Genomic DNA, 14,673 nt, shown 5'->3' with positions numbered 1-14,673 from the left:
GGTCGAACGGACGCGGAGCGACGGCCGTGTACAAGACGAGCATGTTTCCCGAGAAGGTGGCGATATGACCGGACTATGCCCTTTTCCCTTCGCTGTCGGTGCTGAGACACAACCTCCTCCGGAGTACGCGGAGACCCAGGCCGAGCCGGGCCTGCGCCGGGCCTGCGCCGGGTAAAGATCGCCGGAGGACGGGAAGCCCTTCTGGTCACCCGTTACAGCGACGTCAAGTTCGTCCTCGCCGACCAGCGTTTCAGCCGGCTCGCCTACAGCAAGATCGCCATGGCGGGCGTCCCCAGAGAGTCACTGCCGCTGGTGACCACCGACCCTCCCGACCACACCCGGCGCCGGTCCGCCGTCGCGCACGCCTTCACAGCGCACCGCGTGCGGTCGATGCGGGCACTGGTCGAGGAGGTGGTCGCCGAGGCCGTCAGCGATCTGGCCGCCGGGCCCAAGCCGGTGGACCTCGTCGAGCGTTTCGCCCGGCCGATCACCATGGTGATCATGTGCCGGGTGCTCGGCCTGCCGGAGAAGGACCAGGATCGCTTCGAACACTGGGGCAATCTCACCGTCTCCGCCGGCCGTTATCCGATGGGCGAGATGATCAAGGCTCATCAGGAGATGCACGAGTACTTCGACCGCCTCGTGACCGAGCGGCAGGAGGCTATCGACCGCGGTCGTCCCACGGACGACGTACTGAGCCAGATGCTGGTCAGCACCCATCCGGACCGGCAGGTGAGCCGGGCCGAGACGGTGTCGCAGATCTCCGGAATCTTCTACGCCGGTTACGAGAGCACCAGCAGTCAGATGGGCTCGGCCGTCTTCGAACTGCCGCGCAGGCCCGAAGTCGCCAACGAGTTGCGCACTCGGCCGGACCGCGCGGTACCGATCGTGGAGGAGCTGCTGCGCTATCTCACCATCGCGGAGAACGGCGGCATGCACCATGTGGCGACCGAGGACATCACACTGCCTGACGGCTCCCTCGTACGGAGCGGCGAGATCGTCATCCCGATCCCGGACGCAACGGCACCCGCGTTGCCGGGACTCCGTCGAAGAGGACGCTCCAGCGAGGACTGACTCCGTTGACATGCAGCAGGGCCAACGCGGTGAGCAGCGTGCTTTCCTCGTCCCGGTCACCGCGCAGCACGGGCACCGTCACGATCTCGTCGCCCAGGTTGTTCTGTGCGAGCGCCGAGAGCGTGCTGTCCGGGCCCAGCTCCACGAACAGGCTCGCTCCGGAGTCATGGAGAGCATGGAGAGCGTCGGCGAACCGTACCGCTTCGCGTGCGTGCCGCACCCAGTACTCGGGAGTCCGCCAGCTCTCGCCCACCGGCCCGCCGGTCAGGGCCGACACCATGGGTATCGAGGCCTGGCCGAACCGGAGTCCGGCGACGACCTGCCGGAAGCGGTCCAGGATCGGGTCCATCAGTGGTGAATGGAAGGCGTGGCTGACCCGCAGCCGGTGTGTCCTGCGGCCCTGGGCGGCCAGGACGGCCGCCACTCGCTCGACCTCGTCCTCGGTTCCCGCGAGGACCACCGGCGAGGGACCGTTGACCGCCGCGAGCGATACATTCTCCAGGTCCTCGACGAGTGGACCGGCCTCGGCTTCACCGGCTTCGACCGCGACCATCGCACCGCCGGCGGGAAGGGACTGCATCAGACGGCCCCGTGCCGCCACGAGCGCGCACGCGTCGTCGAGCGAGAAACACGCCTGAGACATGGGCGGCGGCGATCTCACCGATGGAATGGCCCGCCACGAAGTCCGGAGTGATTCCCCAGGACTCGACGAGGCGGAAGAGGGACACTTCGAGGGCGAACAGCGCGGGCTGCGCGAACCGGGTCCGGTTCAGCTTCTCGGCCGGTCCGGTGAACATCAGGTCACGCAGCGCCGAAAGTTCGGTGTCACAGCTCGCGAGGGCGGCGAGAACGTCGTCCAGTGCGGCGGCGAACGCCGGGTGGCGGGTGTAGAGCTCCTGTCCCATGCCGACTCGCTGGCTGCCCTGACCGGCGAACAGGAAGGCGCTGGTGGCGGTGGCCGATTCGGCGGTGGTGCCTTCGGCCACTCCGGGCGCGTACCCGCTGTCGGCGAAGGCGCGCAGCCGGCCGACGAGTTCGTCGCGGTCCCTGCCCACGACCGTCAGGCGGTGGTCGAAGTGGGTGCGTGACCGGGCCAGTGAGACAGCGATGTCGGTGTGCCGGACGTCAGGGTGGGTGTCGGCGTACGCGAGGAGCGCGGCGGCCTGGGCACGGGCGGCGGCCTGGGTTTTTCCGGAGATCGTCCAGAGTGCGGGGACGGTCCGCTCGGGGATGGCTGTGTCGGGTGTGCTTTCCGGTGCCGTGCTTTCCGCTGCGCCGGACACGACGACATGGCAGTTGGTGCCGCCCATGCCGAAGGAGGACACTCCGGCCAGTAAGGGCCGGTCCGGCTCCGGCCAGGGCTGTGCGGCCGTGACGACCCGGAGGTTCCAGTCGTCGAACCGGATCCGTGGGTTGGGCTGCTCGAAGTTGAGGCTGGGCGGCAGCTTCCGGTGTTTGACGGCGAGAGCTGTTTTGACCAGCCCCACGATGCCGGCGGCACCTTCCAGATGGCCGACGTTCGTCTTCGCCGAGCCGACCAGAAGCGGGGCTCCGGCCGCCCGTCCGGTGCCGGGTACGGCTCCGAGCGCCGAAGCCTCGATCGGGTCACCCACCGCGGTGCCCGTGCCGTGCAGTTCGATGTACTGCACGTCCACGGGGTCGATGTCCGCGTTCCGGTAGGCGGCGGCCAGTACGGCTTGCTGAGCCCGCGCGTTCCGGAACTCCCGGCGCCGAGACTGAGCAAGGCGTAGTCGTCCCACATCGCGCCGACGAAGACACCGGCCAGCTCACCGCGTCACGGAGCTGGCGAAGCGTTACGTCGACCGCATGCTGAGCTTCGACGGCGAGTGTGACTTCGTCACGGACATCGCTTTCCATTTCCCGCTTTACGTCATCCTGTCCCTGCTCGGTCTGCCCGAATCCGACTTCCCGCGCCTCCTCTCACTGACCCAGGAACTGTTCGGAAACGCCGACGCGGAGTCGGGCCGTGGCCGCGATCCCAGGACTTCATCGCCGTACAACAGGACCTGTTCGCCTACTTCGACCAACTGACGGCGGATCGGCGTGCCACACCCACCGAGGACTTGGCGTCGGCCATCGCCAACGCCCGTGTCAATGGAGAGCATCTGTCCGACTTCGACGCGGGCTCGTACTACATCCTCATCGCCACGGCCGGCCCGACGCGACCAGCGCCACCATCGCGGGCGGACTCCAGGCGCTCATGGAGAATCCCGGACAACTGGCGCGTCTGAAGGACGATCTCGGTCTGCTGCCGTCCGCGGTCGACGAGATGGTCCGCTGGGTCACACCGATCAAGTGCTTCCTGTGTACGGCCGTCAAGGACTACGAACTGCGAGGCGTCACCATCCGCAAGGGCGACGCCCTGCTCCTGTCCTATCCTTCGGCCAACAGGGACGAGGACCTCTTCGAGGATCCTTTCCTTTTCGCTGTGGCCCGCACTCCCAACCGGCATCTGGCCTTCGGATTCGGTGTGCACTACTGCCTGGGCGCCGCCCTCGCCAAGATGAAGACCAACGCGTTCTTCGCCTAGTTGCTTCCCCGGCTGGACTCCATCGAGGCCGCGGGCGCACCGGAACTCTCCGCCACGAACTTCATCGGCGGCCTCAAGCACCTTCCATGCCGTCGTCGTCCCGCTTGTGCACATTTTCGTCGCGGTAACTCGACGGGGCCCTGCGGCCGGACGCGAATATACGGACCGGAGAGTATCCCGCGTCCTTTCAAGGCGCCGAGTGACCTCGAACGCAAGCACCGCGCCCATGCTGTGACCGAAGAATGCCGTCGGCAGATCGAGCCATGGCTTCAGCTCCTCGGCGATGACGTCGGCGTACTCGGCGATAGTGTCGATGCGCCTGTCCTGACGGCGGTCCTGGCGGCCCGGATACTGCAACGAAAGGACATCGACGCCCGGCGAGAGCTTTTGGGACATCGGGAAATAGAAGGGAGCCGAACCACCGGCGTGCGGAAAGCAGACGAGACGCACTCGGGCTTCTTCCGACGGATGGAACCGACGTATCCAGTTGCCGTTTTCGCGCTGTTCACCCACTGGTTGAATTTCTTTCCCTTGAGGCCCCGTACAACTGCCCGTCCGCATCCGGTCGTCCATGATCGCTGTTGACCGCGTCATGTTTAGCACAGCGGATGAACCAGGGGGCACCCCTAATTCCACCAGGTCCAGGCACCGCAGGGCGTTTCGACGAATTCACACCCATGAAGCAACGGAACGGTTTATCCAGGCGCGAAAAACCTTTACACTGCTTTTACCTGAGGCTCTTGCCGGCGTGCGTACCGCCAAACTCAAGGTGTACAAGAAGAAGCGACAGCGGTCACACCGCGTTCTACGCGCGATGCGTACCGGATCCGCCCCGATTGCCACCCAACAGATGACCGACCAGTAAATTTCCCGAGCCCGGAGAATTTACAAACCGGAAATCAGTACGCCAGGAGCACATTGCGAAAGACCCAGGAAAGACAGTTCACCGGCCACCCTCCCGTGCGGCCGACGCGACAGACACCCCTATTGCCGCAGTCCGTGCAATTACCGTCCCGTTGGCTGGATTCCTCCTGATCGTCCGCCAGATCCGCCCGGCGGACCGCTTCCGAGACACCGCCGCAGGGCGGTCCGGGCCGGCGGCACCGACCGGGAGGTGGCCGCCGACTCGTTCAGCGGGGTCAGTACCGTGAAACAGCACGTCATGCCCGTCCGCTCATGCTCACCATCCGCCAGCGCCAGGACCTGCCGGTCAGTTGGGACTCCGATGCCCCCCGTACCACCCGAACAGCCGCCCATGTCCGCCACGCCAGGAACAACTGGCGGTCGTCTGCTCGCCGTCAGCGACCTGCATGTCGGCATGGCCGACAACCGGCCGATCACCGAATCCCTGCGCCCCGGCGCCGACGAGGACTGGCTGATTGTCGCGGGCGACGTCGGTGAACTGACGGCCGACATCGAGTGGGCACTGCGCCTGCTCAGGGAGCGGTTCGCGAAGGTCGTGTGGGCCCCGGGCAATCACGAGTTGTGGTCGCCCCGTGAGGACACGGTCCAGTTCCGGGGCGAGCGGCGCTACCGGCACCTCGTCGAGCTGTGCCGTGGCCTGGGCGTCGTCACACCGGAGGACCCGTACCCCGTGTGGCAAGGTCCCGGCGGACCGGTCGCGGTCGCGCCGCTGTTCATCGGATACGACTACAGCTTCCTCACGCCCGGCACAACGACGAAGGAGGAGTCGCTCGCCAAGGCACACGAGGCGGGTGTCGTCTGCACCGACGAGTATCTGCTGCACCCCGACCCGTATCCGACACGGGACGCCTGGTGCCGGGCACGGGTCGCCGAGACCGAGCGCCGGCTCGCGGCACACGATCCCGCCGTCCCGCTGGTACTGGTCAACCACTATCCGCTGGTACGTACTCCCATGGACGTCCTGTGGCATCCGGAGTTCGCGCAGTGGTGCGGCACCGAACTGACCGCGGACTGGCATCTGCGCTTCAACACCGCGGCGATGGTCTACGGACATCTGCACATCCCCAGGACCACCTGGTACGACGGCATCCGCTTCGAGGAGGTGTCGGTCGGCTATCCGCGCGAATGGCGCCGCCGGGGCCATCCGCGCGGTCTGCTGCGGCAGATCCTGCCGTATGTGCCGGAGACGGGACGGACCGCGTCGGCCACGCCCGCCGGCTCCCGCGCCGGAAAGGCGGACCGGGCATGATCGCGGATCTGATGCCGTCGACGGCCGCCTGCGCCGAGGCGTTCGAGGACAGCGGTGAGGAAGACGCTCTCTTTCCCGAGGAGCGGGCACTGCTCGGCAGGTCGGTGGAGAAGCGGCGGCGCGAGTTCGCCACCGTACGGGCCTGCGCGCGCCGGGCGCTGGCCGACCTCGGACTGCCGCCCGCGCCGGTGCTGCCCGGCGTGCGCAACGCGCCGCGGTGGCCCGACGGAGTGGTCGGCAGCATGACGCACTGCGACGGCTACCGCGCGGCGGTGCTGGCACGCTCGGCGGATCTGCTCGCCATAGGCATCGACGCCGAGCCCGACCTGCCGCTGCCCGGCGGAGTGCGGGACAGCATCGCGCTGCCGGCAGAGCAGGCATGGCTGCGGCGTGCCGACGCGCGCCGGCAGCCCGGCCCCGCGCACTGGGACCGGCTGTTGTTCAGCGCCAAGGAAGCCGTATACAAGACGTGGTATCCGATGATGCGCACGGAACTGGATTTCGGTGATGCCGAGATCACCTTCGGAGTGGACGAGTTCCCGGCGTCGGCGGAGAGCACCACCGGCACCTTCGACGCCAGACTCCTGCGTCCGGCGCGCGGACCGCACGGCAGGGACGTCACCGCGTTCACCGGTCGCTGGGCGGCCGGGCGCGGCCTTCTCGTCACCGCGATCGCGTACACCGCCTTCTCGCCCTCCGTACCGCCAGTCGCCTCCGGACGTTCCCACCCCGTCTGACCGGAGACCGGTTGTCCAGGGTGGATAGGGGTTGTCCGGGCGATCCTCGAAAAATAGCGTGATCCGGGCGTCGGCACGAGGAGCCTGGCTCCGCCTCGCCGGGAACCCCCGATGTCGCGACACCGCTGCCGACTCGGCCCGAGAGGTTCCCCTCATGACGTCAGCCACCCTGCCTCCGATAACGATGCTCGTGCCTGACTTCCCGTTCTCCTACGAGAGATGGCTGCGTCATCCGGCCGGACTCGGCACGCTGCCGCCGCACAGGGCCGGTACCCCTGTCGCGGTGGTCGGCGGCGGAATCGCGGGGCTCACCGCCGCGTACGAACTGATGCGGCTGGGACTGCGGCCCGTCGTCTACGAGGCGGAGCAGCTCGGCGGCCGGATGCGGTCCATTCCTTTTCCCGGCAATCCCGAATATGTGGCGGAGATGGGAGCCATGCGCTTTCCCGTCTCCGCCCGCGCGCTGTTCCACTACATCGACACACTCGGTCTGCCCACCCGTCCCTTTCCCAACCCGCTGGCGCCGAGCACCCCGAGCACCCTCATCGACCTGGGCGGCACCGAGGTCCGGGGACGCACACCGGACGATCTGCCCGGTGTCTACCAGGAGGTCGCCGACGCCTGGGACAAGGCGTTGCAGGAACGCGCCGAGCTGTCGACCATGAAGGACGCCATCCGGCAACGTGACGTCGAGACCCTCAAGTCCGTCTGGAACCGGCTGGTCCGGGAGTACGACGACCAGTCCTTCTACGGATTCCTCGCCACCACACCCGCCTTCCGGTCGTTCCGCCAGCGCGAGATCTTCGGCCAGGTCGGTTTCGGCACCGGCGGCTGGGACACCGACTTTCCCAACTCGGTCCTGGAGATCCTGCGCGTCGTCTGCACCGAGGCCGACGACAACCACGTCAGCATTGTCGGCGGCTCGCAGCAGGTGCCGCGCGGGCTGTGGAAGCACGCACCCGAGACGCTCGCGCACTGGCCGGCCGGCACGTCTCTCGCCTCGCTGCACGGCGGGACCGCCCGGCCCGCCGTGACCCGGCTGCGGCGTACCGCCGGCGGTATCCGTGTCGAGGACGGGGACGGCGCGAGCGAGGAGTTTCCCGCGGTCGTCTTCAGCCCGCACGTGTGGACGCTGCTGAGCCGGATCGACTGCGATCCGGCGCTGCTGCCCTCGTCACACTGGACCGCGGTCGAACGGACCCACTACATGGGCGCTTCGAAGCTGTTCGTGGTCCGTCGGCACGCCGGCGCTCGGCGAGCGCGTCGAGATACGCGTTGGCCGCGGCGTAGTTGGCCTGTCCCGCCGCGCCCAGTGTGCCGGCGACGGACGAGAAGAGGACGAACGCCGAGAGGTCCAGGCCGCGTTCACGCGTGAGTTGGTCGAGGACGGCGGCCGTGCCCGCTTTGGCGCGCAGTGTGGTTTCGATCCGTTCCGGCGTCATGGCGTCGAGGACGCCGTCGTCCAGTACGCCGGCGGCATGGACGACGGCCGTCAGTGGATGCTCGTCCGGCAGCGAGTCCAGCAGACCGGCCAACGCCTCCCGATCAGCCACATCACACGCCGCGACCGTCACCTCCACACCCAGACCCCTCAGCTCCTCCCGCAACACCACCGCACCCGGAGCCTCCAGCCCACGACGACTCACCAACACCAGACGCTCCGCACCACAACCCGCCAACCACCGAGCCACCCAACGCACCCGTACCACCCGTAACCAACACACTCCCCCGCACACACCAACCACCCGCACGGCCCTCACCACCCACCGCCCGCACCAGCCGCCGAACGAAGACACCGGAGGCCCGGACGGCGATCTGGTCCTCGCCGCCCGTGCCCGACAGCGCCGAGGCGAGACGGTCGGCGGTCGGCCCGTCGAAAGTCTCCGGCAGATCGATCAGACCGCCCCAGCGCTCCGGGTGCTCCAGGGCCACCGTGCGTCCGAGGCCCCAGAGCTGCGCCTGGTCCGGGTCGACCGTGCTGACTCCCTCGCTCGCGGGCAAACTGTTCCGCGCGCGGACGCCGGAACCCGCTCCGCTGACGGGACGGGAGTGTGAGGTGCTGCGCCTGGTCAGCCGCGGACACACCAACGCCGAGATCGGCAGGGAGCTGTTCATCGGCGAGGCCACGGTCAAGACGCATCTGCTTCGGACGTTCAAGAAACTCGGCGTCTCCGACCGTACGTCCGCCGTGATGACGGCGCTGGAACGCGGCCTGCTGAGCTGAGCGGACGCGGCCCATGCGCCGTTGTCTCACGGTGACGGTGTCTTACGCGGCGCCGCGTGGCACCGCGGCGCGCAGAGCTGCCGAAGCGGCTCCGACGATCGCGTCGCCATGCCCAAAACATGCCACCTCCGCGTCGAGGCGGCTCAGGACCCGCAGCGACTCCAGCGCGCGGGATCGGTCCATGTTGAACACTCCGAGCATGGTCCTGCCTTCCACGTTCGCCACGGCATCGCCCAGGAAGAGCACTCCGAACACGGGCAAATGCACCGCGGAGCTGCCCGGAGTGTGACCGGGGGCCGCGACCACACGTGCTCCGCCGCCGAACGGAAGCACGTCCGCGTCCTCGAACTCGTGGTCCACCCGCACCGGTGGCGCCGCAGGCAACTGCGGCTTGCCTTCGAACAGCGCACGCTCCCACTCGGGCGCGTCTGTGAACACCGGCGGAGGAGCCGGTGCCTCGCCTCGGATGACCGCGGCGTCCGCCTGATGCGCGAACACCTCGATCCCGCCCCACGCGGCGATCTCGGCGGCGCCGCCGACGTGGTCCTCGTGGAAGTGTGTGAGCACAACTCGTCGCAGATCACCGGGTTTCGCGCCGATTCCGCGCAGGGCGTCGGCGACTGCAGGACCGGCTCCCGCGATCCCGGAGTCGATCAATGTGAACCCGTCGTCGTCGCGCCACAGATACGCCTGCCCGACCTCGAAACGAAGCAGATGCAGTCGCGGCAACAGCTCAACAATCTCCATATGTCGAATCTAAAGGCTGTCCCGTAATCCCGGGTGGGTCACGCGGTGTCAGATGCGGTGGATCGCAAGGCGGAGAGGCGTCGCCATACTGGGCGTATGAGGACGTTCCGACAACGCGGCGAGGTGCCGTAGCCGTCGTCGCGCGCCTGCCTGTGCTTACGGGACAGCCCCGAGGCGCCGTCAACATCGCTCACGCACTGGTTCGCCGTCAGCACAAACACCGCGCGGCACAGTGTGGGATCACACCGGAGGTGCCCTGACAACTCCGGCGAGATCCACACCGCCAAGACGGTCCGGCGGGACTCGTTCAGGCTCAGTGGTTCCTGGTAACTGACTGCCGGGAACGGGAAGTTGCCGGAGTACAGACTGCCGAGGACGAAGACCGTGTCGCCATCGCTGCCGGGCGTCCCGGCAGCCCGCAGTCGGGGTTGAAGTGGACGACGATGTCCGAGCCGGACAGATTGGTCGCGGAACGCGCCGCTTGCGGGACGGCCCTCAGGCCTGCTCGGCAGCGGCGAAGAATTCGACCATGCTGTGCGGGGCGTTGTCGCCGAAGCGGATCTTCAGGATTTCGGTGGCCTCCGCGGCGGCTTGGGCACTGCGCGGGAACAGCGCCGTCTCGTAGGCGGTCAGGGCGGCCTCGGTGTCGTCGGGGTGGGCGGCGATGGCCTGGGCGAGTTCGACGCCGTCGAACATGGCGACGTTGGCGCCTTCGCCGGAGGGTGGCATCAGGTGGGCGGCGTCGCCGAGGAGGGTCACGCCGGGCACGCGGTCCCACCGGTGGTCGATGGGCAGGGTATTGAGGGTCCGCAGGACCGGCGGGTCTCGCCATCCGTGATCAGCACCGTAAGCTCCGGGGCCCAGGAGGAGGTGCGGACCGCCGGCCGGGCGGTGTGTCGAGATCGTGGACGATGTGCCCGCTCAGGGTTGTTTGCTACAGCGCTATTTCGGCCTTGTGGCAGGAGTGGCCGATTGCTGGTGCCGAGGCCGATTCACTGATCAAACTGAGGCCCGTACGTCTGTGCGTACGCTCCGTCACCCCAGAAAGCTCTCCTGCGCCATGAGCACGTCCCTCAGAACCAGCACTCCCGGCCTCTCTCCCGAGGAGAGGAGGGAGCGCTCATGGTCCGCTATGTGATGCGCAAGTCGGCCGGCTGGTTGCTGATGATCGTGGTCGCGACCAACGCCACGTACTTCCTTGCCAGTTGGTTTCTGGACCCTCGGTCGAACTTCAAGGAGCTGCGGCCCGTCCGCACCGAGATCCAGATCGACCGCGCCCTCGCGCCGTACAACCTGGACCCGCGGGTGCCACTGGCCCATCGGTGGTGGGACTGGTTCACCTCGGTGACCCTCCACTTCGACTGGGGCAGGTCTCCCACGGGCGTCTCTGTCAACGGCGAGGTCGGCTACCGGTCACTCGTCAGCGCGGAACTGGTCGTCATCGCAACGGTTCTGTCGGTCGTGATCGGCGTCATGGTGGGCGTGTACACCGCGTCTCGACAGTACGGCTGGGCCGACCGGATCTCACAGGCCGTGTCCGTCGCACTGTTCAACATCCCGACGTCCGTCGCCGCGCTCGCCGTGGTCTTCGTCGCCGTCTGGCTGAACCAGCACGCCGGGCTGCACTTCCTCTACGTCGCCGGGGAGAACTCACCGAATGTCGAAGGACTGCTCCCGACGATCGGTGACCGTCTCCTTCATCTGATCCTGCCCACTCTGACCCTGACTCTGATGGGTTACGTCGGCTATCACCTGACGCAGCGCTCATTGCTGCTCGACACCATCAACGCCGACTTCGTGCGTACTGCCCAGGCCACCGGCCTCACCCGGACCAAGGCGGTCCGTCGGCACGCACTGCGGGCCGCGCTGATCCCGACGGCGACCTCCGTGGCGTTCAGTGTGCCGGCCCTCTTCACCGGCGCCGTCATCACCGAGACCATCTTCGGCTGGAACGGCATGGGCCGCTACTTCGTGCAGACCATCAGCAAGAACGATGTGCACGGCACGGTCGCGACGGCTGCCTTCGCCGCCGCCCTCACCGCGGTCGGCGCGATCCTCGCGGACATCGCCACGGTCTTCCTCGACCCGAGAGTGAGGGTGAGCTGACATGACCTCGGATCTGACGACAGGCCTGACGACAGACGTGACCGCGGCCCAGGCGCCTGACGCGAAGCTCCCACTGCCGAAGGACCGGCAGCACATCGGCCTCGGCCGGCTCTACCTGCGGCGTTTCCTGCGCAACCGCCTCGCCGTCGTCGGTGTCGTGATCTTCGTGCTGCTGGTGCTGTTCAGTGTGTTCGGCGGCCGGTTCACGTCCTACGCGTACTCCGACGCCGACTTCGCCGCACTCACCCAGCCGCCGAGCGGCGCCCACTGGTTCGGCACGAACCAGGGTGGCAACGACATCTACGCCTCCGTCGTGCACGGACTCCAGCGCTCGCTGATGATCGCGGTGAGCGTCTCGGTCCTCACCGTCGTCGTCGCCGCGGTCATCGGCTCCAGCGCGGCGTACTTCGGTGGCCGGGTCGAGAAGCTGACGCTCGCCGTCATCCACTTCCTGCTGATCGTCCCCTCGTTCCTCATCCTCGCCCTGGTCTCCCACCGCCTCGCCGGCGACTGGCGGGTCCTCATCGTCGTGCTGACGGTGTTCGGCTGGATGCAGACCGCCCGGGTCATCTGGTCGGTCTCGACCTCACTGCGTGAACGGGACTATGTGGCGGCGGCCGAGTTCATGGGAGTGAGCCCGCAGCGCATCATCATGCGTCACATCATCCCCAACCTCGGCTCACTGCTGATCGTCAACCTGACACTCGGAGTCGTCGCGACCGTGCTCAGCGAGACCGCTCTGTCCTTCCTCGGGTTCGGCGTCCAGCCCCCGGATGTCTCCCTCGGCACCATGCTCGCGGACGGCGCGAGCACCATCACCAGCGCTCCCTGGCTCTTCGCCTTCCCAGCGGGCCTGGTCGTCCTGCTCACCGTGTCGATGACCTTTGTCGGTGACGGGCTGCGCGACGCCCTCGACCCGACATCCGTGACCGGCGCGGCCGGAGGCCGACGATGACACTCACCACGACTCTGCCGGGCCCCGCCCTGTCCACCGGTGACACTCCCGTGCTGTCCGTACGGGACCTGCGGATCTCCTTCCCCTCCGAGGCCGGACCTGTCGACGCGGTACGCGGCGTGAGCTTCGACCTCCTGCCCGGCCGGACCCTCGGCATCGTCGGTGAGTCCGGCTCGGGCAAGTCGGCCACCGCGATGGGCCTCATGGGCCTGCTGCCGCCGTCCGCCGTCCTGTCGGGGCAGGTGCTGGTCGGCGGGCACGATCTGGTCGGCCTCGGCGACAAGGAACTCTCGCGGGTACGGGGCAACACCATCGGCATGGTCTTCCAGGACCCGCTGTCCGCGCTCACTCCCATCTTCTCGGTGGGAAGGCTGCTGTCCGACGCCCTGCGGGTCCACCAGGACCTCACGAGGCGGGCGGCCTGGGAGCAGGCAGTCGAACTGCTGGATCTCGTCGGCATATCCGACCCACGCGACCGCGCCAAGTCCTTCCCGCACGAGTTCTCCGGCGGCATGCGCCAGCGCGTCGTCATCGCCATGGCGATCGCCAACAAGCCGTCCGTCCTCGTCGCCGACGAACCCACGACCGCGCTCGATGTCACCGTGCAGGCCCAGATCCTCGACGTCCTGCGCGTGGCGCAGACCGAGACCGGCGCCGGCCTGGTCCTCATCACGCACGACCTCGGGGTCGTCGCGGGACACGCGGACGAGATCGCCGTCATGTACGCGGGCCGGTTCGTGGAGCGGGCGGGCGTCGAGGAGCTGTTCCGTCGGCCGACGATGCCCTACACCGCGCGACTGCTCGCCGCCGTGCCGTCCGTGGACAGCGGGGTCCACCGGCCCCTCGTCCCGATCGGCGGCGAACCGCCCTCCCTCGTGACTCTCCCGGCCGGCTGCCCGTTCGCGAACCGCTGCGCCGTCGCCCTCGACGCCTGCCGCGCCGCCGAACCCGAGCTGCGCGAGATCACCGGGCACGGGCATGTGGCCTGCCTGCGCGCCGAGGAGGTGGCCGACGGATCACTCGACCCCGCAGGCGACGCCGTGCCCGCCGACCGGCGGACCGGAACGGCCCGCGCCGAGGCCGGCGACATCGTGCTGCGAGTCGAGGACCTCGTCAAGACGTTCCCGGTCACCAAGGGCGTCCTCCTCAAACGCCGGGTCGGCACGCTGCACGCCGTGAATCGGGTCAGCTTCGAGCTGCGCGCCGGAGAGACTCTCGGCCTGGTGGGCGAATCCGGCAGCGGCAAGACCACGACCCTGCTGGAGATCCTCCGGCTCAAGCGGCCCGAAGGCGGACGGATCGAGATCGCCGGCACCGACGTCGGCACGGTCGGCTCCGCCGCACGGGCAGGAGAGTTGCGGCGCGACGTACAGATCGTCATGCAGGACCCGTTGGGCGCCCTGGACCCGCGGCTGCCCGTCTTCCAGCTCATCGCCGAACCGCTCCAGGCCATCGGGCGAGGCCGCGAGGAGATCCGCTCCCGCATCAGCGAACTGCTCGCACTGGTCGGCCTGGACGCCTCGTTGAGCGACCGGTTCCCGGCCGCACTGTCCGGCGGCCAACGCCAGCGCGTCGGTATCGCCCGCGCCCTCGCGACCGCGCCCAAGCTCCTCGCCCTCGACGAACCGCTCTCGGCCCTCGACATGTCGGTGCAGGCCGGAGTCATCAATCTGCTCGCGCGGCTCCAGCGCGAACTCGGCCTCGCCTACCTCGTCGTCGCCCACGACCTGGCCGTCGTCCGGTACATCTCCGACCGGATCGCGGTGATGTATCTGGGCCACGTCGTCGAGACCGGGAACACCGAGACGATCTTCTCCGACCCCAGACATCCGTACACCAAAGCGCTGCTGTCGGCGATTCCTGTACCCGACCCGGAACGGGAGCGCACCCGCGAACGCGTCGTCCTGGAGGGCGAGCAGCCGAGCGCCGCGCGGCTGCCCCAGGGCTGTGTCTTCGTCGACCGCTGTCCTCTGTACCGAGCCGTCGGCGAGGACGTGCGCCGGCGCTGTCGTACGGAACGTCCCCTACCGGCCCAGGTGACCGGTCGTCCCGATCATCTGTTCGCCTGTCACGCCGGCTGAGCCGGCCGCGCCCCCCGAGGCCCGC

The 14,673-nt window shown here is 68.3% G+C and carries 11 protein-coding genes and 5 pseudogenes; 10 read left to right on the top strand and 6 right to left on the bottom strand.

The genetic code is table 11. From position 1 onward, the window contains the following. Window positions 1-162: 162 nt before the first annotated feature. On the top strand, window positions 163-1,074 hold the full coding sequence (locus tag PV679_RS19110; RefSeq protein ID WP_319681584.1) for a cytochrome P450: 912 nt from the start codon (window positions 163-165) through the stop codon (window positions 1,072-1,074). On the opposite strand, the gene PV679_RS19105 is transcribed toward PV679_RS19110, so the two are convergent. Together PV679_RS19105 and PV679_RS19100 are read right to left on the bottom strand one after the other, a co-directional pair. Continuing rightward, a complete protein-coding gene (locus PV679_RS19105; protein ID WP_319681511.1) occupies window positions 1,001-1,654 on the bottom strand; it encodes an acyltransferase domain-containing protein in 654 nt (217 codons plus the stop codon). The two genes, PV679_RS19110 and PV679_RS19105, sit on opposite strands and share 74 nt — an antisense overlap. Beyond that, window positions 1,605-2,834: an acyltransferase domain-containing protein gene (locus PV679_RS19100; RefSeq protein ID WP_319681510.1), complete on the bottom strand. Its 1,230-nt coding sequence runs from the start codon at window positions 2,832-2,834 to the stop codon at window positions 1,605-1,607. Before PV679_RS19100 ends, PV679_RS19105 begins: the two co-directional genes overlap by 50 nt. Window positions 2,835-2,901: 67 nt before the next feature. Here PV679_RS19100 and PV679_RS19095 point away from each other — a divergent pair, with 67 nt between their 5' ends. Next, complete coding sequence (locus PV679_RS19095) at window positions 2,902-3,126, top strand: hypothetical protein (RefSeq protein WP_319681509.1); 225 nt, start codon at window positions 2,902-2,904, stop codon at window positions 3,124-3,126. A gap of 169 nt (window positions 3,127-3,295) precedes the next feature. Further along, complete coding sequence (locus PV679_RS19090) at window positions 3,296-3,625, top strand: cytochrome P450 (RefSeq protein ID WP_319681508.1); 330 nt, start codon at window positions 3,296-3,298, stop codon at window positions 3,623-3,625. An 85-nt stretch (window positions 3,626-3,710) separates the two neighbouring features. Here PV679_RS19090 and PV679_RS19085 read toward each other — a convergent pair. Further along, window positions 3,711-4,138 (bottom strand): annotated as a pseudogene (locus PV679_RS19085) (thioesterase II family protein); the annotation flags it as partial. Between the two features lie 742 nt (window positions 4,139-4,880). On the opposite strand from PV679_RS19085, the gene PV679_RS19080 reads away from it, so the two are divergent. From PV679_RS19080 to PV679_RS19070, 3 genes and pseudogenes are all read left to right on the top strand, one after another. Continuing rightward, entirely contained in the window at window positions 4,881-5,798 is a 918-nt protein-coding gene (locus tag PV679_RS19080; RefSeq protein WP_319681507.1) for a metallophosphoesterase, read from the top strand. Next, complete coding sequence (locus PV679_RS19075; protein ID WP_319681506.1) at window positions 5,795-6,535, top strand: 4'-phosphopantetheinyl transferase family protein; 741 nt, start codon at window positions 5,795-5,797, stop codon at window positions 6,533-6,535. The genes PV679_RS19080 and PV679_RS19075 overlap by 4 nt, the downstream gene beginning before the upstream one ends. Window positions 6,536-6,689: 154 nt before the next feature. Continuing rightward, window positions 6,690-7,766: pseudogene (locus PV679_RS19070) on the top strand (flavin monoamine oxidase family protein); the annotation flags it as partial. A 1-nt stretch (window position 7,767) separates the two neighbouring features. Here the strand turns inward: PV679_RS19070 and PV679_RS19065 are convergent. Continuing rightward, window positions 7,768-8,467 (bottom strand): annotated as a pseudogene (locus PV679_RS19065) (beta-ketoacyl reductase); the annotation flags it as partial. Window positions 8,468-8,498: 31 nt separating this feature from the next. On the opposite strand from PV679_RS19065, the pseudogene PV679_RS19060 reads away from it, so the two are divergent. Then, window positions 8,499-8,759 (top strand): annotated as a pseudogene (locus PV679_RS19060) (helix-turn-helix domain-containing protein); the annotation flags it as partial. Between the two features lie 42 nt (window positions 8,760-8,801). Here the strand turns inward: PV679_RS19060 and PV679_RS19055 are convergent. Then, window positions 8,802-9,506 carry an MBL fold metallo-hydrolase gene (locus tag PV679_RS19055; RefSeq protein ID WP_319681505.1) on the bottom strand — a complete coding sequence of 235 codons (705 nt, stop codon included), beginning with the start codon at window positions 9,504-9,506 and terminating at the stop codon, window positions 8,802-8,804. Between the two features lie 495 nt (window positions 9,507-10,001). Continuing rightward, window positions 10,002-10,396: pseudogene (locus tag PV679_RS19050) on the bottom strand (FAD-dependent oxidoreductase); the annotation flags it as partial. 232 nt (window positions 10,397-10,628) lie between these two features. Between PV679_RS19050 and PV679_RS19045 the strand changes: the two are divergent. From PV679_RS19045 to PV679_RS19035, 3 genes are read left to right on the top strand one after another with little or no spacing between them, the layout of a single operon-like run. Continuing rightward, window positions 10,629-11,612, top strand: a complete 984-nt coding sequence (locus PV679_RS19045; protein WP_319681504.1) for an ABC transporter permease — start codon at window positions 10,629-10,631, stop codon at window positions 11,610-11,612. Between the two features lies 1 nt (window position 11,613). Then, entirely contained in the window at window positions 11,614-12,567 is a 954-nt protein-coding gene (locus PV679_RS19040) for an ABC transporter permease (RefSeq protein WP_319681503.1), read from the top strand. Next, window positions 12,564-14,648 (top strand): ABC transporter ATP-binding protein, encoded by a 2,085-nt coding sequence (locus PV679_RS19035; RefSeq protein WP_319681502.1) that lies wholly within the window; start codon window positions 12,564-12,566, stop codon window positions 14,646-14,648. Before PV679_RS19040 ends, PV679_RS19035 begins: the two co-directional genes overlap by 4 nt. Window positions 14,649-14,673 lie beyond the last annotated feature (25 nt).

This window comes from Streptomyces sp. AK02-01A (assembly GCF_033795305.1).
Lineage (GTDB): Bacteria > Actinomycetota > Actinomycetes > Streptomycetales > Streptomycetaceae > Streptomyces.
The sequence above is the reverse complement of the archived record's forward strand: the minus strand, read 5'-3'. Positions and strand labels throughout refer to the sequence as shown.